Consider the following 22,250-nt stretch of genomic DNA (forward strand, 5'->3'; position numbering starts at 1 on the left):
CCGTCATGAGTCCCTGTCTTTCAAGCCCCCAACTCCGCATCCCCGCCACCTACATGCGCGGCGGCACCAGCAAAGGCGTGTTCTTCCGCCTTCAAGACTTGCCGCTGGAGGCACAAACACCCGGCGCGGCGCGCGACGCGCTGTTGATGCGGGTGATCGGCTCGCCCGATCCCTACGGCAAGCACACCGACGGCATGGGCGGGGCGACGTCGAGCACCAGCAAGTGCGTGATCGTCGCCCCGGCCTCGGTGCCGGAGCATGACGTGGACTACCTGTACGGGCAGGTGTCCATCGACACGCCGTTCGTCGATTGGTCGGGCAACTGCGGCAACCTCAGCACCGCGGTGGGGCCGTTCGCGATCGCCAACGGCTTCATTCCCGCCGAACGCATTCCGCGCGACGGCACCGTCACCGTGCGCGTGTGGCAGGCCAACATCGGCAAGACCATCCTCGTGCATGTGCCGGTGCGCGACGGGCAGGTGCAGGAAACCGGCGACTTCGAGCTGGACGGGGTGACCTTCCCGGCGGCGGAGGTCGTGCTGGAGTTCATCGACCCGTCCGATGACGGTGAAGGCGAGGGTGGCTCCATGTTCCCTACCGGCAACCTCGTCGATGATCTCGACGTGCCGGGCATCGGCACGCTGAAGGCGACGATGATCACCGCCGGCATTCCCACCGTGTTCGTCAACGCCGCCGATATCGGCTACGACGGCACCGAGCTGCAACCGGCGATCAACGAGGACAAGGCGGCGCTGGCGAAGCTGGAAGCCATCCGCGTGGCCGGCGCGCTGCGCATGGGGCTGATAAAAACGCCGGAAGAGGCGCTCAAGCGCCAGCACACGCCGAAGGTGGCATTCGTCGCGCCGGCGGCCGACTACGCCTCCAGCAGCGGCAAGCAGGTCGCGGCGGGCGACATCGACCTGAACGTGCGCGCGATGTCGATGGGCAAGCTGCACCACGCGATGATGGGCACCGCGTCGGTCGCCATCGCTGCCGCGGCGGCGGTGCCGGGCACGCTGGTGAACCAGGCTGCCGGTGGCGGGCAGCGCGAGGTGGTGCGTTTCGGACACCCCTCCGGAACGCTGCGCGTCGGCGCCGAGGTGGCGCTGGTCGACGGCCAGTGGACGGTGACCAAGGCGGTGATGAGCCGCAGCGCCCGCATCCTGATGGAAGGCTGGGTGCGGGTGCCGGGCGACAGCTTCTGAACGATGGGGCAGGGCCCGGGGGCTCCGGCCTGCGCCAGCGTCGGCGGGCGGCGCAGCGCTCCCGGGCGAGACGCGTCATTCCCGCGGATGCGGGACGGCATGCTGATGCGGATGGGGACTTTGGCGTGGGTGGGCACGTGCCGGCTACGAGCACGGCGGTGGCTTGCCGCGTCACGCCGCGCCGGCCCGACCCGCTCTGTGGGTCATCCCGTCGGTCGGGAAGCGCCGGATGCGGCGATCCGCGTCCCCGTCCATCCCGGTGAAACGCGCTCCGGGCAGCATGGCAGGGAGCTCCGGGCGGGGGGGGCGCAATCAATCTGCCGATGGGGCGGTTGGCGCGAGAAACGGCCGGCACCGGAGGGCATCGCCCAGGGCGCATGGACGTGGCGGCAACCTTCCCCGGGCGATGATCCGCAGTCCAGCCGCTGCCCCATCCAGGAGACCGCCATGTCCGTCCATGCAGCGCCTTCCGCCGCCCGCCCCGACTGGGACGGGGTGCTGGTCGACATCGTCGACTACGTACGCGACTACCGCGTCGATTCCACGCTGGCCTGGGACACCGCCGGCCACTGCCTGATCGACAGCCTCGGCTGCGCGCTGGAGGCGCTGGACTATCCGGCCTGCACCCGGCTGCTGGGGCCGCTGGTCCCCGGCACCGTGGTCCCGCACGGGGCGCGGGTGCCGGGCACCGGGTTCCAGCTCGATCCGGTGCAGGCCGCCTTCGACCTCGGCGCGATGATCCGCTGGCTGGATTTCAACGACACCTGGCTGGCGGCCGAGTGGGGCCATCCTTCGGACAACCTTGGCGGCATCCTGATGGTCGCCGACTGGCTCGGCCGCAGCCGCGTCGCCGCCGGGCAGCCGCCGCTGGCGATGAAGACGGTGCTGGAGGCGATGATCAAGGCGCACGAGATCCAGGGCTGCCTGGCGTTGGAGAACAGTTTCAACGACGTCGGCCTGGACCACGTGCTGCTGGTGAAGGCGGCCAGCACCGCGGTGGTGGCCGGGCTGCTGGGGCTGGAGCGCGAGCGGATGCTGGCGGCGCTGTCGCTGGCGTGGGTGGACGGCCAGAGCCTGCGCACCTACCGGCATGCGCCCAACACCGGTTCGCGCAAGAGCTGGGCCGCCGGCGACGCCAGCAGCCGCGCGGTGCGGCTGGCGCTGATGGCCCGGGCCGGCGAGATGGGCTATCCGTCGGCGCTGAGCGCGCCGTTGTGGGGCTTCTACGACGTGTCGTTCCACGGCAGGCCGTTCGCGTTCCAGCGCCCCTATGGCAGCTACGTGATGGAGAACGTGCTGTTCAAGGTCAGCTATCCGGCCGAATTCCATGCGCAGACCGCGGTGGAGGCGGCGATGGTCCTGCATGCGCGGCTGGCGGCCGCCGGGCGGCGGGTGGAGGAGATCCGGCGGATCACCATCCGCACCCAGCAGGCCTGCCTGCGCATCATCGACAAGCAGGGGCCGCTGGCCAACCCGGCCGACCGCGACCACTGCATCCAGTACATGGTGGCGGTGCCGCTGATCTTCGGCCGGCTCACCGCCGCCGACTACGAGGACGCGGTGGCCGCCGATCCGCGCATCGACGCCCTGCGCGCGCGCATCGCCTGCATCGAGGACCCGCGCTTCACCGCCGATTACCACGACCCGGACAAGCGCTCGATCGCCAACGCGCTGGCCATCGAGTTCGACGACGGCACCTTGCTGGAGGAGGTGACGGTGGAGTACCCGCTCGGCCACCGCCGTCGCCGCGCCGAGGGCATCCCGCTGCTGCTGGAGAAGTTCCGCCGCAACCTGGCGCGGCGGCTGCCGGCCGAGCGGCAGGCGGCCATCCTGGCGCTGTCGCTGGACCGCCCGCGGCTGGAGACCACGCCCGTGCACGAATATGTGGACCTGTTCGTGCCCTGAAGCCCGCCGGCAGGGGCGGAGCGGCAAGGGTGTCCGTCTATACTCTGGCCGACATCCAGGGAGTGACACGATGGACACGAAGTCGGAGCCGAACCGCGGACAGTGGCGGGCGAGGGTGGTGCAGGGATTGCTGCTGCTGGTCCTGGCGGTGGGACTGGGGGCCTGCAAGCGCAACGAATCGGGGCAGCTGCCCGGTGCCAGCGGCGAGGCCATCAAGGCCACGCAGGAGGAGGTGACCGAGTTCGCCCTGCTGCGCGCCTGGCCCGACCAGCGGGGCGAGAGCCTGTCGCTGGCGCTGGAGTTCTCGCGGCCGCTGGTCGGCACCCAGGACTTCGACAAGCTGCTGCGCTTCGAGGAGAAGGCCGGCACCGAGGAGAGCAGCTGGTCGCTGTCCGACGACGGCAAGACCCTGCGCTATCCCTTCGTCGAGGCCGCCAGGGACTACACCGTGGTCGTCTCCGCCGACCTGCTGGCCGCCGACGGCAGCCGCCTGGGCAAGGAGCTGAAGCAGAAGGTGCACACCGGCGAACTGCGCCCGGTGGCCGGTTTCGCCTCGCAGGGCAGCGTGCTGCCGGCGCGCGACAGCCGCGGCCTGCCGGTGGTGTCGGTCAACGTGCAGGAGGTGGACGTCGAGTTCCTGCGCGTGCGCGAGAAGCAGCTGCCCACCTTCTTCAGCCAGTACCAGCGCGGCGGCCGCCGCGGCAGCTGGGAACTGGACAGCGACTACGGCGACAAGACGCCGTTGTCGACGCTGGCCGAACCGGTCTACGTCAACCGCTTCGTGCTCGGCGGCAAGCAGAACGAGCGGGTGCTGACCTACCTGCCGACCCAGGACATCAAGGAACTGCAGCAGCCGGGCCTGTACTTCGCGGTGATGAAGCGCACCGGCAGCTTCGACAACGAATACGACACCGCGTTCTTCACCGTCAGCGACATCGGCCTGCACACGCGCGCCTACAAGGACACGCTGTTCGTGCACACCGCCTCGTTGCAGAACGGGGCGCCGGCCAAGAAGATCGAGCTGCGCATCCTCGACGCCAAGGGCGAGCTGTTCCTCAAGGGCCAGACCGACGCCAACGGCAACGCGCTGCTGAACTACAAGCTCGACGCCGGCCACGTGCTGGTGGCCAGCAGCGGCGGCGACACCACCCTGCTGCCGTTCAACCAGCCGGCGCTGGACCTGAGCGAGTTCGCCGTGGCCGGCCGCCAGAACGCCTGGTTCGACGTGTTCGCCTGGTCCGGGCGCGACCTGTACCGCCCCGGCGAGACCGTGCAGGTGTCGGCGCTGCTGCGCGACAACGACGGCAAGCCGGTCGCCGGGCCGGACAAGGGTGCCCAGCCGGTGTTCCTGCGGCTCAAGCAGCCCGACGGCAAGATCTTCCGCGAGACCCGGCTGCAGCCGGGCGAGCAGGGCTATTTCAGCTTCGAGCAGGCCATTCCCGGCGATGCCCCGACCGGCCGCTGGCAGGTGGAATTCCGTACCGACCCGGCCAGCAAGGAGGCGGTGCAGGGCATGACCCTGCGCATCGAGGAGTTCCTGCCCGAGCGCATGAAGCTGGACCTGGACAGCGCGCAGAAGACGCTCAAGCCGGGCGAGCCGTTCAAGCTGCAGGCCGATGCGGCCTACCTGTACGGCGCTCCGGCCGACGGCAACCGCTTCACCGCGCGGCTGGCGGTGGCGGTGGAACAGCACCCGCTCGAATCGCTGCCGGGCTACTTCTTCGGCGACCCCACGGTGGAGCTGCCGCGCGAGGCCAAGGACGTGATCGACGGCAGCTTCCCGGCCGACGGCAAGCTGCGCCAGGACGTCGCCCTGCCGGCCGAGGCCAAGCCGACGACGCCCATCGCCGCGCTGCTGTCCGGCAGCGTCTACGAGACCGGCGGCCGCACCGTGACCCGCACCCTCAAGCGGGTGCTGTGGCCGGCGCCGGCGCTGGTCGGCGTGCGCCCGCTGTTCGACGACAAGGACGGCGCCGACGCCAATTCCAACGCGCGCTTCGAGCTGGTGCGGGTGGATGCCGACGGCAAGCCGCAGCCGGCGCAGGGGCTGAAGGTCACCCTGGTGCGCGAACTGCGCGACTACCACTGGACCTGGAACGACAATCGCTGGGACTACGACTTCACCCGTCGCTTCGAGAACAAGGAGACCCGCACCATCGATGCCGGCGCCACGGCGGCGAAGTTCGACTTCGCGGTGGAATGGGGCGAGTACCGGGTCGACGTGTTCGACCCCGCCACCGGCCTGACCATGCGCTATCCGTTCCGCGCCGGCTGGAGCTGGAACGACGACAACCGCGGGCTGGACGCGCGCCCGGACAAGGTCAAGCTGGCGCTGGACAAGACCGGCTACAAGGCCGGTGACACCCTCAAGGTCACGCTCACCCCGCCGCACGCCGGCCGCGGCGTGCTGCTGGTGGAGAGCGACAAGCTGCTGTACGTGCAGGACATCGACGTCAAGCCGGGCAGCACCTTCGAGATCCCGGTCAGCGCCGAATGGGAGCGCCACGACGTCTACGTCACCGCACTGGTGTTCCGCGGCGGCAGCGCACCGAGCAAGATCACCCCGGCCCGCGCCGTGGGCGTGGTCCACGTGCCGATGGACCGCAAGGGGCGCCGCGTCGCGGTGGGCCTGGTGGCACCGAAGCAGATGCGTCCGGAGCAGCCGCTGCCGGTCACCGTCAGCGCGCCGGAACTGGCCGGCAGGCAGGCGCACGTGACGGTGTCGGCGGTGGACGTGGGCATCCTCAACATCACCCGCTTCCCGGTGCCCGACGCCAACGCGCAGTTCTTCGCGCAGCGGCGCCTGGGCGTGGACGCCTACGACATCTACGGCCGCGTGATCGAGAGTTTCGAGGGCGCCAGCGGCAAGCTGCGCTTCGGCGGCGACATGGCGCTGGCGGCGCTGCCGCAGGCCAAGCGCCCGACCGCACGGGTGCAGACGGTGGACCTGTTCTCCGGGCCGGTGAAGCTCGACGCCAAGGGCAACGCCCGCATCAACCTGCCGGTGCCCGACTTCAACGGCACCCTGCGGGTCTCGGCGCTGGTGTATTCCGACGACCGCTACGGCAACCGCGACGTGGAAACGCTGGTGCGCGCGCCGATCGTGGCCGAGGCCAGCATGCCGCGGGTGATGGCGCCGGGCGACCGCAGCACGGTCACCCTGGACGTGCAGAACTTCACCGGCACGCCCGGCGAGTTCAGCGTGCGCGTGGACGGCGAGGGCCCGCTGTCGCTGGGCGAACCGGCGCGCAGCGCCAGGCTCGCCGACGGCGCCAAGGCCACCCTCAGCTTCCCGCTGACCGCGCGCGAGGGCTACACCGTGGCCAAGGTGCGGGTGCGGGTGGAAGGCAACGGCTTCAAGGTGGATCGCCGCTACGACCTGCCGGTGCGCGCGGCCTGGCCGTCGGTGCTGCGCTCGCAGACCCGGACGCTCGACCCGCTGGCGCCGGTGGCGCTGGGCAGCGACTTCGCCGCCGGGTTGATGGACGGTTCGGTCAACGCCCGCATGCTGGTCAGCGCGTTGCCGCCGATCCCGTTCGCCAGCGCCTTGCAGGGTGCCTTGAACTACCCCTACGGCTGCGCCGAGCAGACCACCAGCAAGGGCTACGCCGCACTGATGCTGGACGAGGCGACCTCGGCGATGCTGGGCGCCGACGGCCTCAGTGCCGAGGCGCGCCGCGAACGCATGGAAGGCGCCTTCGGACGGCTGGCATCGATGCAGGTGGCCAACGGCAACTTCTCGATGTGGGGCAATGATGGCTACGTCAATCCGTGGCTGACGCCGTACATCGCCGAGTTCCTGCTCGATGCCAAGGACGCCGGTTTCGCGGTGCCGGACAACGTGCTGCAGAAGGCGCTGAACCGGCTCAGCGAGGACCTGCTGGCCGGCGGCAACCAGTTCTACGGGCAGGAGCGCCGCGAGAACCTGAAGTTCGCCAACCAGGCCTATTCCGGCTACGTGCTGGCGCGGGTCAACCGCGCCCCGCTCGGCACCCTGCGCGCGCTGTACGACAACGAGCGCAGCAAGGCGGCGACCGGGCTGTCGCTGGTGCACCTGGGCACGGCGCTGGCGCTGCAGGGCGACCGCAAGCGCGGCGAGGCGGCCATCGCCGCCGGTTTCGCCAAGAGCGGCAGCGACCGTCCCGGCTACTTCGGCGACTACGGCAGCGTGGTGCGTGACGACGCGCTGATGATCGCGCTGCTGCACGAGCGTGGCCTGGCCAAGCCCGAGTACGACGCCCGCGCGGTGGCGCTGGGCCGCGAACTGGACGTGCGCCGCAACCGCGGCTGGCTGTGGCTGAGCACCCAGGAGCAGGTGGCGCTGGCGCGGCTGGGCAAGGCGCTGATGGCCAACCAGAAGAAGCTGGTTTCCGGCCAGTTGGCGGTGGGCGACGCGGTCGAGGAGATCGGCCCGCGCAAGGCCTTCGGCCGGTTGTTCGACTCGGCCGAGCTGGCGCGCGGAGTGCGCTTCACCCCGCAGGGCGAGCCGCCGATGTTCGCCAGCCTGGAAGTGGCCGGCGTGCCGCGGCGCGCGCCGGAGCCGGACAACAGCGTGATCGGCATCGAGCGCCACTGGTACACCACCGACGGCAAGCCGTGGTCGCCGGGGCCGCTGAAGGAGGGCGAGGCGCTGATCGTGCGGCTGAGCGTCACCGCCAACTCGGCCATGCCCGACGCGCTGCTGACCGACCTGCTGCCGGCCGGGCTGGAGATCGAGAACTTCAACCTGGGCGACGCCAAGCAGTGGGCCGACGTGGTGGTGGACGGCATCGGCATCAGCGACCGGTCCGACGCGGCCGACGTCAGGCACGAGGAGTTCCGCGACGACCGCTATGTCGCCGCGCTCAAGCTCGCCCGCGGCCGCACCGCCCGCGTGTTCTACCTGGTGCGCGCGGTGACCCCGGGCACCTACACCGTGCCGCCGCCGCTGGCCGAGGACATGTACCGCCCCGACCTGCGCGGCGTGGGCCGTAGCAACCCGACCACGATCACCGTGGTGCAGCCGTGATGCGGTGTCGGGCGGCAATGCATTGCAGGGCGCTCCATGGACTTGATTTCCCGCATGTCGTCATGCGGTCGGGTTGCATGAACCTCTTGCCCAAGGCCTGAAACGGATTTGAAGAACGCTGTTACATCTCTTTCTCGATCACTGACAGCGTTCTTTCAATGAAGCGGACACGTGCTTTTCCCGGAATGAAATCCTGTTTGTTTTCAAGATTGAATTTTTCCAGGATGGCTTTTGCCTGCACGTCGTTGATGATTTCGGCGGCTGTCATGCCGTCGGCCTTCAGCTCCCTTATCCGTGATGCCCATGCCAGGGTGTTTTCCCGGAATGCCCGCAACTCGACCTTGCTCGTCGGTTTTCCATGCCCCGGGACAATGATGCTTCCGTCGTTGCCCAGCATCAGGATTTCTTCAATGGCGCTGCCAAACCCGGACAGCCCTCCGGCATAAAAAGTCGGGTGCCAACGGGTGTCGTAGATGTCGCCGACAAAGATGCTGTTGCTTTTCTCGTGGAAAAGAATCCTGTCCTCGGACGTGTGGGACATTGCCGTTGATTCGTGGATTTCCGTGAGGTCGGCGGCGCCGTCAAGAAGCGCGCCTCCTTTCTCGACGAGATAGGCGTTCCCTCCGGTGTGGTCGCTGTGTTCGTGCGTGTTCAATATGAACTTTGCGGGTTCGCCGGCGAGATCTTTCACGGCTTTGTCCAATGCGTCCAGATTTTCGCTTCCCGGCATGGGGTCGATCAGGACGACTCCCTCTGCGGTCTTGAGCAGGCCAATGTTCGTTTGGTGATCGACGAATTTCAGGATGAATGCATCCTCTGAAAGCCGGGTGACCAGAAGCTTGTCCGAAATTTCCGGGGTTGTCGTTTCGGCGGTTGGGGGAGGTGGATCTGCCGCGTGAGTGAGGGGCGTGGACAGCATGGCCAAAACAAGAACAAGTGATCTCATTGATGTCTCGCTTGCGAGTGGAAGCTTGTGACATGCGGGCGCCGCTGCGCGGCGCGGCTTGATTCGGATATGCCCGCCGGGCGTTGCCGAGCGGGGTGTGCAGGTGGTGTCCGACGCGTGCCGGCCAACGGTCGGCACGCCAGCCCACCCGCTTTCTTCCAGTGCGGCCGCCGGCGAACCGGCGACCGCACTCAAGCTTTCACCGAAAGCGACGCCGCAGGTTCTCCCACATCTGCCGCCGCAGTTGATAGGCGCTCATGCCCAGCAGCAGCGCCGACAGCCAGATCGTGCCTTCGGTGGCCAGCGCTGCAATGCCGGCCAGCACGATCCTCGTCCCGGTGCCGACTTCCAGCACGATGCCCGCGCCCAGCGCCAGCCACGACAGCACGCTGATGCTGGCCGCCACGGCAATCCAGCGCCACTTGTGGCGGGACAGTGCTTGTCGGGCGGGCGTGGTCCAGGCCTTGACGGGGTTCATTTCGCCACCCCGCCGGTGGCCGGCTGCATGTCCGCGGGCAGCGGCGAGTCCGCCGTCTCGATGATCCCCACGTTGGAGACGATCCACCAGCGTTCGCCATCGTTGAGCGCCTGGAAGTGGTTCAACCCGCGCATCAGCGGCTCCTTGTCGCTTTGCCGCAGCCGCACCTCGAAGCTGCTCATCACCGAGGCCAGCAGGCCGTGCTGTTCCACCCGCGTCACCAGCGGGGTTTCGTGGAAGCCGGTGGCGGCGTAGGCGGTTTCGGTCTGGGCCACCAGTTCCTCGCTGTCCATGCCCATGATGCCGCTGCCGATCTTCGAGTCCATCGCCATGGAAAGCCGCGCGCCGTCGAGGAACAGGGCGCGATAGCGGTCCCAGTCGCGCTGCACGCCGGCATCGGCGGAGATCGTTTCGTACAGGGCGTGGACGAGGGCCTCGGGCGATTCCCAGTCGCGCGGGCCGGCGTGGGCGGTGGCGGCCAGCCCGAAGCCCAGGCCAAGGGCCAGCAGGCTGCGGCGGATGAGGGGCTTGGAGGTGTGCTTCATGGTCATTCTCCCTTGAGTTGGTTCAGTGCATCGGTGGCGAGGAATTGGCCGTCAAGCACGACGGCGTGGATGTGGCGGGTGTGGCGTATGTCGTCGAGCGGGTTGGCGTCGAGCACCAGCAGGTCGGCCTCGAAACCGGGGGCGATGCGGCCCAGCCGCTGGCCTGCGCCGAGCGCTTCGGCGGCGGTGACGGTGGCGGCCTGCAACAGCTGCGTGGCGGGGACGCCGGCCTCGGCCAGCAACTGCATTTCGCGATGCAGGCTGATGCCGGGCGCGATCCAAGGGTTGCTCATGTCCGTGCCCAGCGTCATGCGCGCGTCGGTGGTGTGCAGCCGCACGGCCATGCGCTGCACCTTCGGCCACACGGCGCGGGCGCGCGCGAAATCCTCCGGCTGCCAGCCGATGGCGAAGGTGAACCAGTCGTTCCAGTGCGCCAGCAGCCGCGGGTGGGCGTAGCGGCGGGCATCGTCCTTGTACGGGTTGTCCTGGTCCTGGACGAAGGCGGCGTGGAAGGCGACGAGGGTGGCGTCGAACACCGGGCGGTGCTGCTGGTAGGCGGCCACCAGCCGGTCGGCCTGCGGGCCATCGGGGTCGAAGTGTTCCCACCATTCGAAGAACGACCAGGTGCCGCCGCGCGCGCCGGCCTGCCATGCCTCGCGCTGCTGCGGGGTCAGCAGGTCGGGGCTGAGCGGCATCAGGTGGACGATGCCGTCCAGCCCCATCGCCAGCGCGTCCGGCCATCCGATGCTTTCCAGATGCGCGACGGCGGGAAGGCCGTGCCGGTGCGCGGCGTCGATGCCGGCCTTCAGCAGTTCCGGCGACAGGCCGGTGTAGAGCTTGATCCAGTCGGCGCCGGCCTCGGCCTGCGCCTGCACCACGCGCTGCATGGCCTCGGCATTGCGCGCTGCCGTGGACAGGCCCGGCAGGTCGGCGTTGTTGATCACCGGGCCGGCGTTGAAGGCTTCCGGGCCGGTCAGTTCGCCTGCCGCCAACCGCGCCTTGTAGCGTGCGGCGGCCGGCAGGTCGCCGCCGGGGTTGCGCACGGTGGTGACGCCGAAAGCCACCAGCCGGCGGGCGTTGTGTTCGGCAATGTCGTCGTCGGGCAACGCCTGCATCACCATGCGGCCACGCTCGCGCTTGCTCTCCAGCGGGCCGAGGGTGAGGTGGGCGTGCATGTCGATCAGGCCCGGCAGCAGGTAGCGCTGGTGCAGGTTCACGGTGCGCGCGCCGCGCAGGCAGGCCTTGTCGCCGGCGGCGGTGATGCGGGCGATGTGCTTGCCTTCCACACGCACGCAGCGTGGCGCGCTGGCGCGGTTGTGCTCGGCTTCGATGATGCGCACATTGTCCAGGGCCAGCGTGCCGTTGGCCGATTGGGCCGCGGCCAGCGCCGGGGCCAGCAGGCCGCAGGTGAGGGCGAGCGGGAGCCAGCGCCTTGTTGCCGGTGAGCGTTGCATCGCGGGTGTTTCCTTTCGAGTGGGTCTGCCTCCAAAGTCGGGCGTGCCGGGGGATTTCTTACGCAAATAAATATTTTCTTTTGGTGTAAGAAATGCGCGGCAAGCGACGACTGAAGGATTGCTGGCCCCCATCGACTCCCCGATCCGTTACCGAATGCATCCACTCTGGCCCCGTGTGCAAACCTTCCGACCGCAACTGTGGCGCGCGGTGTGCGGGTATGAATTGAATCCCGCCGTGCGCGAGGAGCTGTTGCAGGACGTGCTGCTCGCCATCTGGGAAAGCCTGCCGCGTCTGCGCGAGGCGGAGATGCTGCTGCCCTTCGTGCTGCGCATCGCCCACAACCTCGGGGCGAGCCACGTGCGCTCGGAAATCCGCCGGCCCACCTCGCTGCCGTTCGACGCGAAACTGCACGACGTGGCGGACACGGGCAGTAGCTGCGCCCGCACGCAATGGTTGTTCGAGGCGCTGGCGACCTTGCCGCTGAACCAGCGGCAGGTGCTGATGCTGCAACTGGAAGGCTACGACTACCAGCAGATCGCGGATTTGCTGGGCATCAGCGCCGAGAACGTGGGCGTGCGCCTGCACCGCGCCCGCGAACGCCTCAAAGCCCTGTCCCGAGAGGAGGACGCCCCATGAATTTCGATGACCTGCTGAAAGACGCATGGCAGGGCGAAGCGCCTGCCGCCCCGCTGCACGACATCACCGCCCGCGTGCGCCGGCGGCAATGGCGCGTGCGCCTGTATCGCGGGCTGGAGGTGGCGGTCACCGTGTTGGCGCTTGCCGTGTTCGGCCGTGCCTTGGCCAGTGGCAACCTCACGCCCTCGCACTGGTTGCTGATGCCTTTCTACGCGGTGTTCCTGCCGATCGCATGGGCCAACATCCTGCGCGCGCCGCGATGGCCCGCCCGCGACGCCGCCGAGCCTGCCGGCGCCTATGCGCGGATCCGGCTGGCGCAACTGCGCACCGGCCTGCGCGATTTGTGGCTGGCCCGCGCCACGGTATGGGCGCTGCTGGGGTATGCACTGCTGGCCAATGCCGGCACGTGGTGGCTGGCTGGCGATGCGTGGCGCAGCGCGGCGTGGGAGCTGTTGCTGGTGGCCGCTGCGTGGCTGGTTGCCACGCTGTGGGTGAGCCGCAGGTTGCGCCAGCGGTGGCTGCGGGAATACCGGGCGGTGCGGCGGCTGGCCGGCGCCTGAGCCGCATCCCGGCTCTCGGCACCGAATGGGGGCTTGCCGGCGACCTGGCCGCCATTGCGGTTCGAGGTTCGCGCGTTTGTCCGCGTGCGGTCGCCCCATGTACGAGAACGGGTGGCGCTATCGCCTGCCAGTCGGCTGCCATCCGATGTTTCCGATGACTTGCGTGTTGGCATGGTCTGGCAGGTGCGCCGTGGTCATTGCGGCACGGGCATCGCCAGACCCGACCCGAGTGCCGGCTGGCGCCGTTCGCGCGCCTTGTCGATCGCAGGTATCGCGGCCGTCGCCCTGTTCGCCCTGACCCGCGGTCAGGCGTCACCGCGCGCGGAGCGTGCCAGCCTGTGGATCGGCACGGCCGAGCGCGGCAACGTGGTGCGCAAGATCGGTGCCAGCGGCACGCCGGCACCGCAGGACATTCGCCGGCTGACCGCCGGGCATCTGCCTGGAGCTGCCGCGGCGGATCATCGAGGTCCAGCGCGGCAGCCTGGAATTGCACGGGCGCGAGGTTGCCTCCGGCACAGTGGCCGAAATCCTTCTGCCGCTGCATGCTTGGCAGGATGGATGAAGCGCGCGACCCGACGGCGAAAGACAAGGAAGAGGCGGCGAGGCCGCGCCGTCGTTGGCGCTGGCTGCGCTGGAGCATCGCCGCGCTGTTGTCGCTGCTGCTGGTGCTGGACCTCGCCTTCCCGCCGCCGCTGCCGGCCTCGCGCGACACCAGCACGCTGGTGGTCGCGCGCGATGGCACGCCGCTGCGCGCCTTTGCCGATGCACAGGGCGTGTGGCGCTACCCGGCCACGCCCGAGAGCGTGTCGCCGCTGTACCTGCAGGCGCTGCTGAACTACGAGGACCGCTGGTTCTGGCGGCATCCGGGCGTCAACCCGTGGGCGCTGCTGCGCGCCGGCAGGCAATGGGTCAGCGAGCGCCGCATCGTCTCCGGCGGCTCCACCCTGACCATGCAGGTGGCGCGCATCCTCGACCCGCACACGCGCACGCCCTGGGGCAAGTTCAAGCAGCTGCTGCGCGCGGTGCAGCTGGAGGTGCACTTGGACAAGCGGCAGATCCTGCAGCTGTACCTGGAGCGCGCGCCCTACGGCGGCACCATCGAGGGGGTGGAGGCGGCCAGCTGGGCCTACCTGGGCAAGCCGGCGGCGCAGCTGTCGCAGGCCGAGGCGGCGCTGCTGGCGGTGCTGCCGCAGTCGCCCAGCCGGCTGCGTCCGGACCGGCACCCGGAAGCGGCGCAGCGCGCCCGCGACAAGGTGCTGGAGCGGATGGTGGAACTGGGCGTGTGGTCGCCGGAAGAGGTCGCCGATGCGCGGATCGAGCCGGTGGTGGCGCGCTCGCTGCAGGCGCCGCTGCATGCCGCGTTGCTGGCGCAGCGGCTGCGCCAGCAGCAGCCGCGCGCCGCGCGCATCGAGAGCACGCTCGACATCGGCCTGCAGCGCACCCTGGAGGAACGGGTATCGGCCTACTTCTCGCAGCTGCCCGAACGCACCTCCGCCGCCCTGCTGGTGGTGGACAACGCCACCCTGGAAGCCCGCGCCTACGTCGGCTCGGTGGCGTTCGGCGACAAGGCGCGGCTGGGACACGTGGACATGGTGCAGGCCTGGCGTTCGCCCGGTTCCACGCTCAAGCCGTTCCTGTACGCGATGGCGCTGGACGACGGCCTGATCCACTCCGAAAGCCTGCTGGTGGACGCGCCGCAGAGCTTCGGCGGCTACCGCCCGGGCAACTTCGATGCTGCCTTCAATGGCCCGGTGGGCGCCGCCACCGCGCTGCGGCTGTCGCTGAACGTGCCGTCGGTGGACCTGCTCGACCGGGTCGGTCCCTCGCGTTTCGCCGCGCGCCTGGGCAACGCTGGCATCGGCCTGCGCTTCCCGCACGGCAGCCAGCCGAACCTGGCGCTGATCCTGGGCGGCACCGGCGCCAAGCTGGAGGAACTGGTCGGCGCGTTCGCCGCGCTCAACCGCGACGGCATCGCCGGCCACGTGCGCTACACCCCGGACGATGCGCTGATCGAGCGCCGGCTGGTATCGCCGGGCGCGGCCTGGATCGTGCGCGAGATCCTCGAGTCCAACCCGCGTCCGGGCTACGGCAGCGGCACCTTCGACGTCGGTTCGCGGCCGCGGGTGGCGTGGAAGACCGGCACCAGCTACGGCTACCGCGATGCCTGGGCGATCGGCAGCACCCGCCGCCACACCGTCGGCGTGTGGGTCGGCCGCCCCGACGGTACGCCGCTGCCGGGCCAGTACGGCGCGGTGACCGCGCTGCCGCTGATGTTCGAGGTGATCGACAGCCTGCCGCGGGCGCAGGGCGACAACGCGCCGCGCGCGATGCCCGCCAGCGTGCAGGAGCAGGACATCTGCTGGCCGCTCGGCACCGCCGCTGCCGAAACGCCGCCGGCGCTGTGCCAGCGCCGCTTCCCCGCCTACGTGCTGGACGGGGCGGTGCCGCCCACCTTCGCCGAACGCGATGCGCGGCTGTGGCAGCCGGGTCTGGTGCGTGTCCAGGTCGATGCCGCCAGCGGACTGCGGGTGTCGCCGGGATGCGAGGGCCGGCGGGTATTGAAGGAGGTCGAGATCGCGCGCTGGCCGGCGCGGGTCTCGCCCTGGCTGCCGGCCGCGCAGCGGCAGGCGTCGCGGCTGCCGCCGCTGGCGCCGGGCTGCCCCGGCGACGGCCGCGACAGCGGCGGCGCATTGCACATCGAGGGGCTCAACGACCGCGCGGTGCTGGCGCGGGCGCCGGGTTCCCGCCACGGCGTACGCCTGCAGGTGCGCGCGCTGGGCAGCGACGAGCCGGTGGACTGGTTGCTGGACGGGCGCTGGATCGCCCGCACCCAGGGCGCGCGCCCGTTCCTGCGCGACTACGACGAACCGGGCGAGCACACGCTGACGGCGCTGGCCGGCGACGGCGCCTGGACCCAGGTGCGTTTCCGGGTGCTGCGCCCGGTGCGGGAGGAGACGCGGTAGCGCATCCGCTTCCAGCGTCGTCCCCGCTCAGGCGGAAGGCGCTTTCCGGCGGCCGCATGGCCGGCCAACCGGCGGTTTCCGGCTGGATCGCAAGTCGCTGGGCGACCAGCGACTTGCGCTGTCGTGGAGCTTCTCCCGCCCGGGCGGGTCGACGGCGGAAAAATCGGCATGCCGCCGCTTCGCCGGCGCGCCAGCGCCGGCCGCCGCCGGTGTCAGCCCGGGATGTGCGCCAGCACGTACTCGGCCGAGGAGACCTCGAACTTGCCGGGTTCCTCGATGAAGCATTCGCGCACTATGCCGTCCTCCAGGTACAGCGCGAAGCGGCGCGAGCGCATGCCCATGCCCGAGCCGCTGGCGTCCATCTCCAGCCCCAGCGCCCGCGACAGGTCGCCGTTGCCGTCGGACAGCATCTGCAGGCCGTCGGGCACCGACTGGGTCTTGGCCCAGGCCTGCATCACGAACGGATCGTTCACCGCCATGCAGTACACCTCGATGCCGCGGTGGCGGAACTCGTCGAAATGCTCGACGTAGCCGGGCAGGTGGCGTGCCGAGCAGGTGGGGGTGAAGGCGCCCGGCACGGCGAACAGCACCGCGTTGCGGCCGTCGAACAGCGTGTGGGTGTCGACGGTCTCCATGCCTTCGCGGATGCGCTTGAGGGTGACTTCGGGGATGCGGTCGCCGACATGGATGGTCATCGGGTTCTCCTAGGCTGAATTGAAGTTTAGCGGGCGCTGCGGGAAGGCGGCGTCGTTGCCTTGAAAACCGGGCATGCACGCACATTTCCCCGCCATGGGACCGGCATCGCCATCCCGGCATGCCATCTCCCGCCATTCTTGCAGGAGTACACGATGAGCATCGTACGTTACCGCCAGTGGCCGGCACAGGCCGCTTTCCAGAATGAGATCCGCCAGCTGTTCGGAGCGTTGCTGGACAACGACGGCCAGGCCGCGACCGACGATTCGGCCGTGGTCACCGCGCAGTGGGTGCCGGCCGTCGACATCCGCGAGGAAGCCGGCCAGTTCGTGCTGTACGCCGACCTGCCGGGCATCGACCCGGCGCAGATCGAGGTGCAGATGGACAAGGGCATCCTCTCCATCAAGGGCGAGCGCAGGCTGGAGAACGCGCCCGAAGGCGAGCGCTTCTCGCGCGTGGAGCGCCGCCACGGCAGCTTCCACCGCCGTTTCGCGTTGCCCGACAGCGCCGATCCCGAGGGCATCAGCGCCAGCGGCAACAACGGCGTGCTGGAGATCCGCATCCCCAAGCGCGCCGAAGTCACCCCGCGCCGCATCCAGGTGGAAACCGGCAGCCGTACCGCGCAGTGACCGGCGCACGGTGGCGGCTTTGGCCGCCACCGGCCACGGCCGGCTGCCGGTAGAATCGGCCGGTGGCAACAGCCCGTTCGAAACGGCCCGTCGCCGCAAGGTGCCGGGCCGACTCTTTGAGGTAAGTGGATGGAATTCAAGGATTACTACGCCACGCTGGGGGTGGAACCCAGCGCAGGTGAAGCGGAGATCAAGACCGCCTACCGGCGGCTGGCGCGCAAATACCATCCCGACGTCAGCAAGGAGGCCGGCGCCGAGGAGAAGTTCAAGGCGGTCAACGAGGCCTACGAGGCGCTGCGCGATCCGCAGAAGCGCGCGGCCTACGACCAGCTGCGGGCCCAGGGCTACCGCCCGGGCGAGGAATTCCAGGCGCCGCCCAACTTCGGCGGCGGCCAGGGCTTCGATTTCGAGGAAGTGTTCGGCGGCGGTGCCGGCGGCGGCTTCAGCGATTTCTTCGAGAGCCTGTTCGCGCGCCAGCGCGGCGGTGGCCGCGCCAGCGGCTTCGCCGGCGCCGGTGCCGGCCCGCAGCCGATGCGCGACACCCGCGCCAAGCTCGCGGTGCCGCTGGAGGCCGCCTACAACGGCGATACCCTGCGCATCACCGTCAACGGCCGCCAGCTCGACGTGCGCGTGCCCAAGGGCATCCGCCCGGGGCAGGTGATCCGCCTGGCCGGGCAGGGCAGCGGCGGCGGCAACCTGATGCTGGAAGTGGAATACGCCGCGCACCCGCAGTTCGAGGTCGACGGGCGCAACATCCTGTACACGCTGCAGGTCACGCCGTGGCAGGCAGCGCTGGGCACCAGCATCAGCGTGCCGACCCTGGGCGGAGCGGTGGAACTGAAGGTGCCGGCCGATTCGGAAGCCGGGCGCAAGCTGCGCCTGCGCGGCCGCGGCCTGCCGGGCAGCCCCGACGGCGACCAGATCGTGGAACTGGAGATCGTCGCCCCGGTCGCCACCGACGAGGCCCAGCGCAAGGCCTACCGCAACCTGGCCAAGGCCTTCGGCGAGACGGCGTAAGCGCAATGGACAGGGGGCGGGCCCGCGGCTGGCCGGCACGCCCGCAACCCGTCGGCCGGGAAGCCCCCGGGTCAGGAGGCGCACCGAGGGCGTGGGGCGTCAGCTCCAGTGACGCCGGCGCACTTCAGGCCGCCGGCGGTTCGTCGCTGCTGAATACGCGCTCGATCACTTCCGACAGCTCGTGCTCGGAGAACGGCTTGGTGATGTAGGCGCGGGCGCCCTGGCGCATGCCCCACATGCGGTCGGTGTCCTGGTCCTTGGTGGTCACCAGGATCACCGGGATGTCCTGCGTGCTCGCTTCGCGGCGCAGCGTGCGCGTGGCCTGGAAGCCGTTGAGATTGGGCATCACCACGTCCATCAGGATCAGGTCCGGCAGCGAGGCCTTGGCGGCCTCGACCCCGGCGGCGCCATCGGTGGCGGTGATGGTTTCGTGGCCAAGCTTCTCGACAATGCGCTGGATGCCCAGCAATTGCGACGGCGAATCGTCGACGATCAGGATGCGCGCCATGTTTTTCCCCATGTGAAGCCGGCAGTGTAGTGCGGCGATCGCACTGTCGTGAAGATGCCTGCGTCACGTCTGCGCAACGCCATCGCGGCTCAGTCCAGCCGCACCACGGTGCGGCCGAACGACTGCCCCGCCAGCATGGCCGCGAACACCTCCGGCAGTTGTTCCAGGGTGGCTTCGCGGGTGCAGATGGTTTCCAGGTGGCGCGGCCTCCAGTCGCTGCCCAGGTGCTGCCAGACCTGGTCGCGGATGTCGCGCGCGGTGCCGGCCGAGGCCACGCCCAGCAGCGACACGCCGCGGATGATGAACGGCATCACCGTCATGGCCAGGTCGGCGCTGCCGGCCAGGCCGGCCGAGGCGACGTTGCCGTAGGGGACGGTCTGCGCCAGCAGGCTGGTCAGCATGCCGCCGCCGACGTTGTCCAGGCCGCCGCCGAAACGGGCCGATTCCATCGGCCGGGCGGTGGCCAGCGCCTCGCGGCCGAGCACCTCGCTGGCGCCCAGCGTCCTGAGGTAGCCGGCGCGGTCGGCCTTGCCGCTGATCGCATGCACCTCGTAGCCGGCGCGGCTGAAGATGTCCACCGCCAGCGAGCCGACACCGCCGGTGGCGCCGGTGACCGCCAGCGGGCCAAGTTCGGGCGTCTGCCGGTTCTCGCGCAGGCGCAGCAGCGCCAGCGCGGCGGTGAAGCCGGCGGTGCCCAGCACCATCGATTCGCGCAGCGACAGCCCGGCCGGCAACGGGATCGCCCATTTCGACTCCAGCCGCACATAGCGGCTGTAGCCGCCGTCGCGGGTCTCGCTCAGGCCGCAGCCGGTGGCCAGTACCGCATCGCCCTCGCGGAATGCCGGGTCGGTCGAGGCAACCACCTCGCCGGCCACGTCGATCCCGCCCACCAGCGGGAAGCGGCGCAGGATCCTGCCCTGGCCGGTGCCGGCCAGCGCATCCTTGTAGTTGACCGAGGACCAGCGTGCCCGTATCACCACCTCGCCCGGGCTCAACTGGTCCAGGGCCAGCGGTTCGATCCCGGCGCGGTAGCCGGCGTCGTCGTTGTGGATGCGAAATGCGGGAAACTGGGCGGGGATGGACATCGATGGACCTGGGTCGGCAACGGAAAAAGGCAAGATAGCCCTTCCAAAACGGCAGGTCTGCCCCATCTAGTAGAATCAGCGTCCGATTTACGGCTGGCGCTGCGGGAGTGGCCCGCGGAGCAGCCTCACCAGATGGAGCGTGCATGGCCTGGAATACACCCGGCGGCAAGGGCGGAGACGGCCCCGACGACACTCGACGTGGCCCGTGGAAGCCGCGCGGCGGCAATGGCGGCGGAGGCTGGGGCGGCAATTTCCCCGGTCCGCTGAAGGATCTGTTGGATGGCGGCGTCTGGCGCTGGGTGCTGATCGTGGTCGCCCTGCTGGTGCTGTTCAGCAGCTTCCAGCTGATCGGCGAACAGCAGCGCGGCGTGGTGCTGCGCTTCGGCCAGTTCTCGCGGATCCTGCAGCCCGGCCCGAACTTCAAGCTGCCGTGGCCGATCGAGTCGGTGACCAAGGTCAACGCGACCCAGATCAAGACCTTCAGCAGCCAGGTGCCGGTGCTGACCCGCGACGAGAACATCGTCAACGTCTCGCTGAACGTGCAGTACCGGGTCGACGAGCCGCGCCTGTACCTGTTCGGTTCGGTCGATGCCGACCAGGTGCTGGAACAGTCGGCGCAGAGCGCGGTGCGCGAGCAGGTGGGCCGTGCCGACCTCAACGCCGTGCTGAACGCCCGCGGGCCGCTGGCCGCGGCGGCCGAGGAACGCCTGCAGGCCGCGCTGGGCGCCTACCGCACCGGCCTGTCGGTGACCGGCCTGACCCTGCCCGACGCCCGTCCGCCGGAAGAGGTGAAGCCGGCCTTCGACGAGGTCAACGGCGCCCAGCAGGTCAAGGAACGCCTGATCAACGAGGCCCAGGCCTACGCCGCCAAGGTGGTGCCGGAAGCGCGCGGCCAGGCGTCGCGCACCCGTACCGTGGCCGAGGGCTACAAGCAGGCGCTGGTCGCCCGCGCCCAGGGTGACGCGCAGCGCTTCAGCCTGCTGCAGGCCGAGTACAGGAACGCCCCGGAAGTGACCCGCAAGCGGTTGTGGCTGGAGACGGTGCAGGCGGTGCTGGCGGAGAACCGCAAGATCATCGGCGGCGATGGCCGCCAGCTGATCTACGTGCCGATGCCGGCCGATAGCGGCCGTACCAGCGCATCGCCGCTGCTCACTCCGGAAGTGCTGATGCCATCGGCCGGTACCCCCGCCGACAGCATCCGCAACCCGGATCGCAGCGTCACCCGCTCCACAGGTCGTGAGGAGGCCCGGTAATGAAGAATTCCCTGTGGATTGGTCTGGCCGTCGCCGTCCTGCTGGGCCTGATGGGCTCGGTGTACGTGGTGCGCGAGGACCAGACGGCGATGGTCCTCAACCTGGGCAAGGTGGTGCGCGCGGACATCAAGCCGGGCCTGCACTTCAAGGTGCCGGTGGTGGAGTCGGTGCGGGTGTTCGACCGCCGCTTCCAGGTGCTGGACACCGCGCCGGCGCGCTACTTCACCGCCGAGCAGAAGGACGTCAGCGTCGACTTCTTCGCCATCGGCTACATCTCCGACGTGCGTGCCTATTACCGTGCCACCGGCGGCGACGGCCGCATCGCCAATGCCCGGCTGGCGCCGATCATTACCGACTCGCTGCGCAACCAGATCAACTCGCGCACGCTGCAGCAGCTGGTTTCCGGCGACCGCAGCGAGCTGATCGCCAACCAGCTCAGCGCGATCAACGATGCGGTGAAGACCCTGGGCATGCAGATCATCGACCTGCGCATCAAGCAGATCGACCTGCCGACCGACAGCCAGGTGATCACCGACGTGTACGAGCGCATGCGCGCCCAGCGCAAACAGGAGGCGGCCAAGCTGCGCGCCGAGGGCGAGGAGCAGTCGCTGACCATCCGCGCCCAGGCCGACCGCGAGAGCACCGTGATCGTGGCCGAGGCCGAGCGCGATGCGCAGCAGCTGCGAGGCGAGGGCGATGCCCTGGCCGCGGCCATCTACGGCAAGGCCGGCTCCGCCGACCCGTCGTTCTACGCCTTCTACCGCAGCCTGGAGGCCTACCGCGGCTCGATGGCCGACGGCAACGGCGTGATCGTGCTCGACAAGAACGATCCGTTCCTGCAGTACCTCAAGAGCGACCGCTGACGGCCGGAGCCGTCGCGGCGACACCTGCGGGGACCCGGCGCATGCCGGGTCCCCGTTTCGTTTTGGTGCCGGCCCCGGGGCCGGCTGGCCGCGGCCGGACGGCCGCGGGAAGGGAGTAAGCGATGCAAGACCTGTTGGTGGCGCTGTGCCTGGTCGCGGTGCTGGAGGGGCTGCTGCTGTTCGCCGCGCCGCAGGCGTGGAAGCGCATGGCCGAACAGCTGCTGGCCATGCCGCTGCCGGTGCTGCGCCGGATCGGCGCGGTGACCCTGGGCGCGGGCCTGCTGGCGCTGTGGCTGCTGCGGCATTGAGCCGGGCCGGGCGCGGCCTTGCGGGCTGAACGGCCGGGGGTGGTGGGCGGCGATCAAAACCCGGATAATCCTGAAAAGCCGGTCGGGCCCGCTCCATGCAGAGCGCCCCGTTCGGCTTTTTCCGTGTATGGCCGGCCGTTTGCCGGATGCTCCCCGATGGCGCATCCACCCGGGTGAACAGCGCCGGCCTGCG

General features: G+C 69.8%; 18 protein-coding genes. 11 read left to right on the forward strand and 7 right to left on the reverse strand.

Annotation, left to right across the window (positions count from 1 at the left end; translation table 11 throughout):
* Window positions 1-5 precede the first annotated feature (5 nt).
* From prpF to OK345_RS07890, 3 genes are all read left to right on the forward strand, one after another.
* Window positions 6-1,205 (forward strand): 2-methylaconitate cis-trans isomerase PrpF, encoded by a 1,200-nt coding sequence (prpF, locus tag OK345_RS07880; RefSeq protein ID WP_265127380.1) that lies wholly within the window; start codon window positions 6-8, stop codon window positions 1,203-1,205.
* Window positions 1,206-1,652: 447 nt separating this feature from the next.
* Window positions 1,653-3,110, forward strand: coding sequence for a bifunctional 2-methylcitrate dehydratase/aconitate hydratase (locus tag OK345_RS07885; RefSeq protein WP_265127381.1), 1,458 nt, complete (start codon window positions 1,653-1,655; stop codon window positions 3,108-3,110).
* A 70-nt stretch (window positions 3,111-3,180) separates the two neighbouring features.
* Complete coding sequence (locus tag OK345_RS07890) at window positions 3,181-8,118, forward strand: alpha-2-macroglobulin family protein (protein ID WP_265127382.1); 4,938 nt, start codon at window positions 3,181-3,183, stop codon at window positions 8,116-8,118.
* Window positions 8,119-8,239: 121 nt separating this feature from the next.
* On the opposite strand, the gene OK345_RS07895 is transcribed toward OK345_RS07890, so the two are convergent.
* From OK345_RS07895 to OK345_RS07910, 4 genes are read right to left on the reverse strand one after another with little or no spacing between them, the layout of a single operon-like run.
* Window positions 8,240-9,259, reverse strand: coding sequence for an MBL fold metallo-hydrolase (locus OK345_RS07895; RefSeq protein WP_265127383.1), 1,020 nt, complete (start codon window positions 9,257-9,259; stop codon window positions 8,240-8,242).
* A gap of 4 nt (window positions 9,260-9,263) precedes the next feature.
* Entirely contained in the window at window positions 9,264-9,542 is a 279-nt protein-coding gene (locus OK345_RS07900) for a hypothetical protein (protein WP_265127384.1), read from the reverse strand.
* The gene (locus OK345_RS07905) at window positions 9,539-10,087 is read right to left on the reverse strand and encodes a hypothetical protein (RefSeq protein WP_265127385.1); all 549 of its coding nucleotides are present in this window, start codon (window positions 10,085-10,087) and stop codon (window positions 9,539-9,541) included. The genes OK345_RS07900 and OK345_RS07905 overlap by 4 nt, the downstream gene beginning before the upstream one ends.
* 2 nt (window positions 10,088-10,089) lie before the next feature.
* On the reverse strand, window positions 10,090-11,541 hold the full coding sequence (locus tag OK345_RS07910; RefSeq protein ID WP_265127386.1) for an amidohydrolase family protein: 1,452 nt from the start codon (window positions 11,539-11,541) through the stop codon (window positions 10,090-10,092).
* A 154-nt stretch (window positions 11,542-11,695) separates the two neighbouring features.
* Between OK345_RS07910 and OK345_RS07915 the strand changes: the two genes are divergently transcribed.
* The 3 genes from OK345_RS07915 to pbpC all read left to right on the forward strand — a co-directional run bounded on the left by OK345_RS07915 (window position 11,696) and on the right by pbpC (window position 15,701).
* A complete protein-coding gene (locus OK345_RS07915; RefSeq protein WP_265127387.1) occupies window positions 11,696-12,178 on the forward strand; it encodes an RNA polymerase sigma factor in 483 nt (160 codons plus the stop codon).
* Complete coding sequence (locus tag OK345_RS07920; RefSeq protein ID WP_265127388.1) at window positions 12,175-12,738, forward strand: hypothetical protein; 564 nt, start codon at window positions 12,175-12,177, stop codon at window positions 12,736-12,738. Before OK345_RS07915 ends, OK345_RS07920 begins: the two co-directional genes overlap by 4 nt.
* A 554-nt stretch (window positions 12,739-13,292) precedes the next feature.
* Window positions 13,293-15,701, forward strand: a complete 2,409-nt coding sequence (gene pbpC, locus OK345_RS07925) for a penicillin-binding protein 1C (protein WP_265127389.1) — start codon at window positions 13,293-13,295, stop codon at window positions 15,699-15,701.
* 212 nt (window positions 15,702-15,913) lie between these two features.
* On the opposite strand, the gene OK345_RS07930 is transcribed toward pbpC, so the two are convergent.
* Window positions 15,914-16,396, reverse strand: coding sequence for a peroxiredoxin (locus OK345_RS07930; RefSeq protein ID WP_265127390.1), 483 nt, complete (start codon window positions 16,394-16,396; stop codon window positions 15,914-15,916).
* A 153-nt stretch (window positions 16,397-16,549) separates the two neighbouring features.
* Between OK345_RS07930 and OK345_RS07935 the strand changes: the two genes are divergently transcribed.
* Together OK345_RS07935 and OK345_RS07940 are read left to right on the forward strand one after the other, a co-directional pair.
* Window positions 16,550-17,023 (forward strand): Hsp20/alpha crystallin family protein, encoded by a 474-nt coding sequence (locus OK345_RS07935; RefSeq protein ID WP_265127391.1) that lies wholly within the window; start codon window positions 16,550-16,552, stop codon window positions 17,021-17,023.
* Window positions 17,024-17,152: 129 nt separating this feature from the next.
* Window positions 17,153-18,040: a DnaJ C-terminal domain-containing protein gene (locus OK345_RS07940; RefSeq protein WP_265127392.1), complete on the forward strand. Its 888-nt coding sequence runs from the start codon at window positions 17,153-17,155 to the stop codon at window positions 18,038-18,040.
* 124 nt (window positions 18,041-18,164) lie between these two features.
* Here OK345_RS07940 and pilH read toward each other — a convergent pair whose 3' ends face one another.
* Both pilH and OK345_RS07950 read right to left on the reverse strand, forming a co-directional pair.
* Window positions 18,165-18,548, reverse strand: coding sequence for a twitching motility response regulator PilH (pilH, locus tag OK345_RS07945; RefSeq protein WP_265127393.1), 384 nt, complete (start codon window positions 18,546-18,548; stop codon window positions 18,165-18,167).
* 89 nt (window positions 18,549-18,637) lie between these two features.
* A complete protein-coding gene (locus tag OK345_RS07950; protein ID WP_265127394.1) occupies window positions 18,638-19,633 on the reverse strand; it encodes an acrylyl-CoA reductase family protein in 996 nt (331 codons plus the stop codon).
* A gap of 143 nt (window positions 19,634-19,776) precedes the next feature.
* Here OK345_RS07950 and hflK point away from each other — a divergent pair, with 143 nt between their 5' ends.
* From hflK to OK345_RS07965, 3 genes are all read left to right on the forward strand, one after another.
* Complete coding sequence (gene hflK, locus OK345_RS07955; protein WP_265127395.1) at window positions 19,777-20,886, forward strand: FtsH protease activity modulator HflK; 1,110 nt, start codon at window positions 19,777-19,779, stop codon at window positions 20,884-20,886.
* A complete protein-coding gene (hflC, locus tag OK345_RS07960; RefSeq protein WP_265127396.1) occupies window positions 20,886-21,749 on the forward strand; it encodes a protease modulator HflC in 864 nt (287 codons plus the stop codon). The genes hflK and hflC overlap by 1 nt, the downstream gene beginning before the upstream one ends.
* Window positions 21,750-21,871: 122 nt before the next feature.
* Window positions 21,872-22,057 carry a DUF2065 domain-containing protein gene (locus OK345_RS07965; RefSeq protein ID WP_265127397.1) on the forward strand — a complete coding sequence of 62 codons (186 nt, stop codon included), beginning with the start codon at window positions 21,872-21,874 and terminating at the stop codon, window positions 22,055-22,057.
* Window positions 22,058-22,250 lie beyond the last annotated feature (193 nt).

The sequence above is a fragment of the Xanthomonas chitinilytica genome (assembly GCF_026107455.2).
Classification (GTDB): Bacteria; Pseudomonadota; Gammaproteobacteria; order Xanthomonadales; family Xanthomonadaceae; genus Stenotrophomonas; species Stenotrophomonas chitinilytica.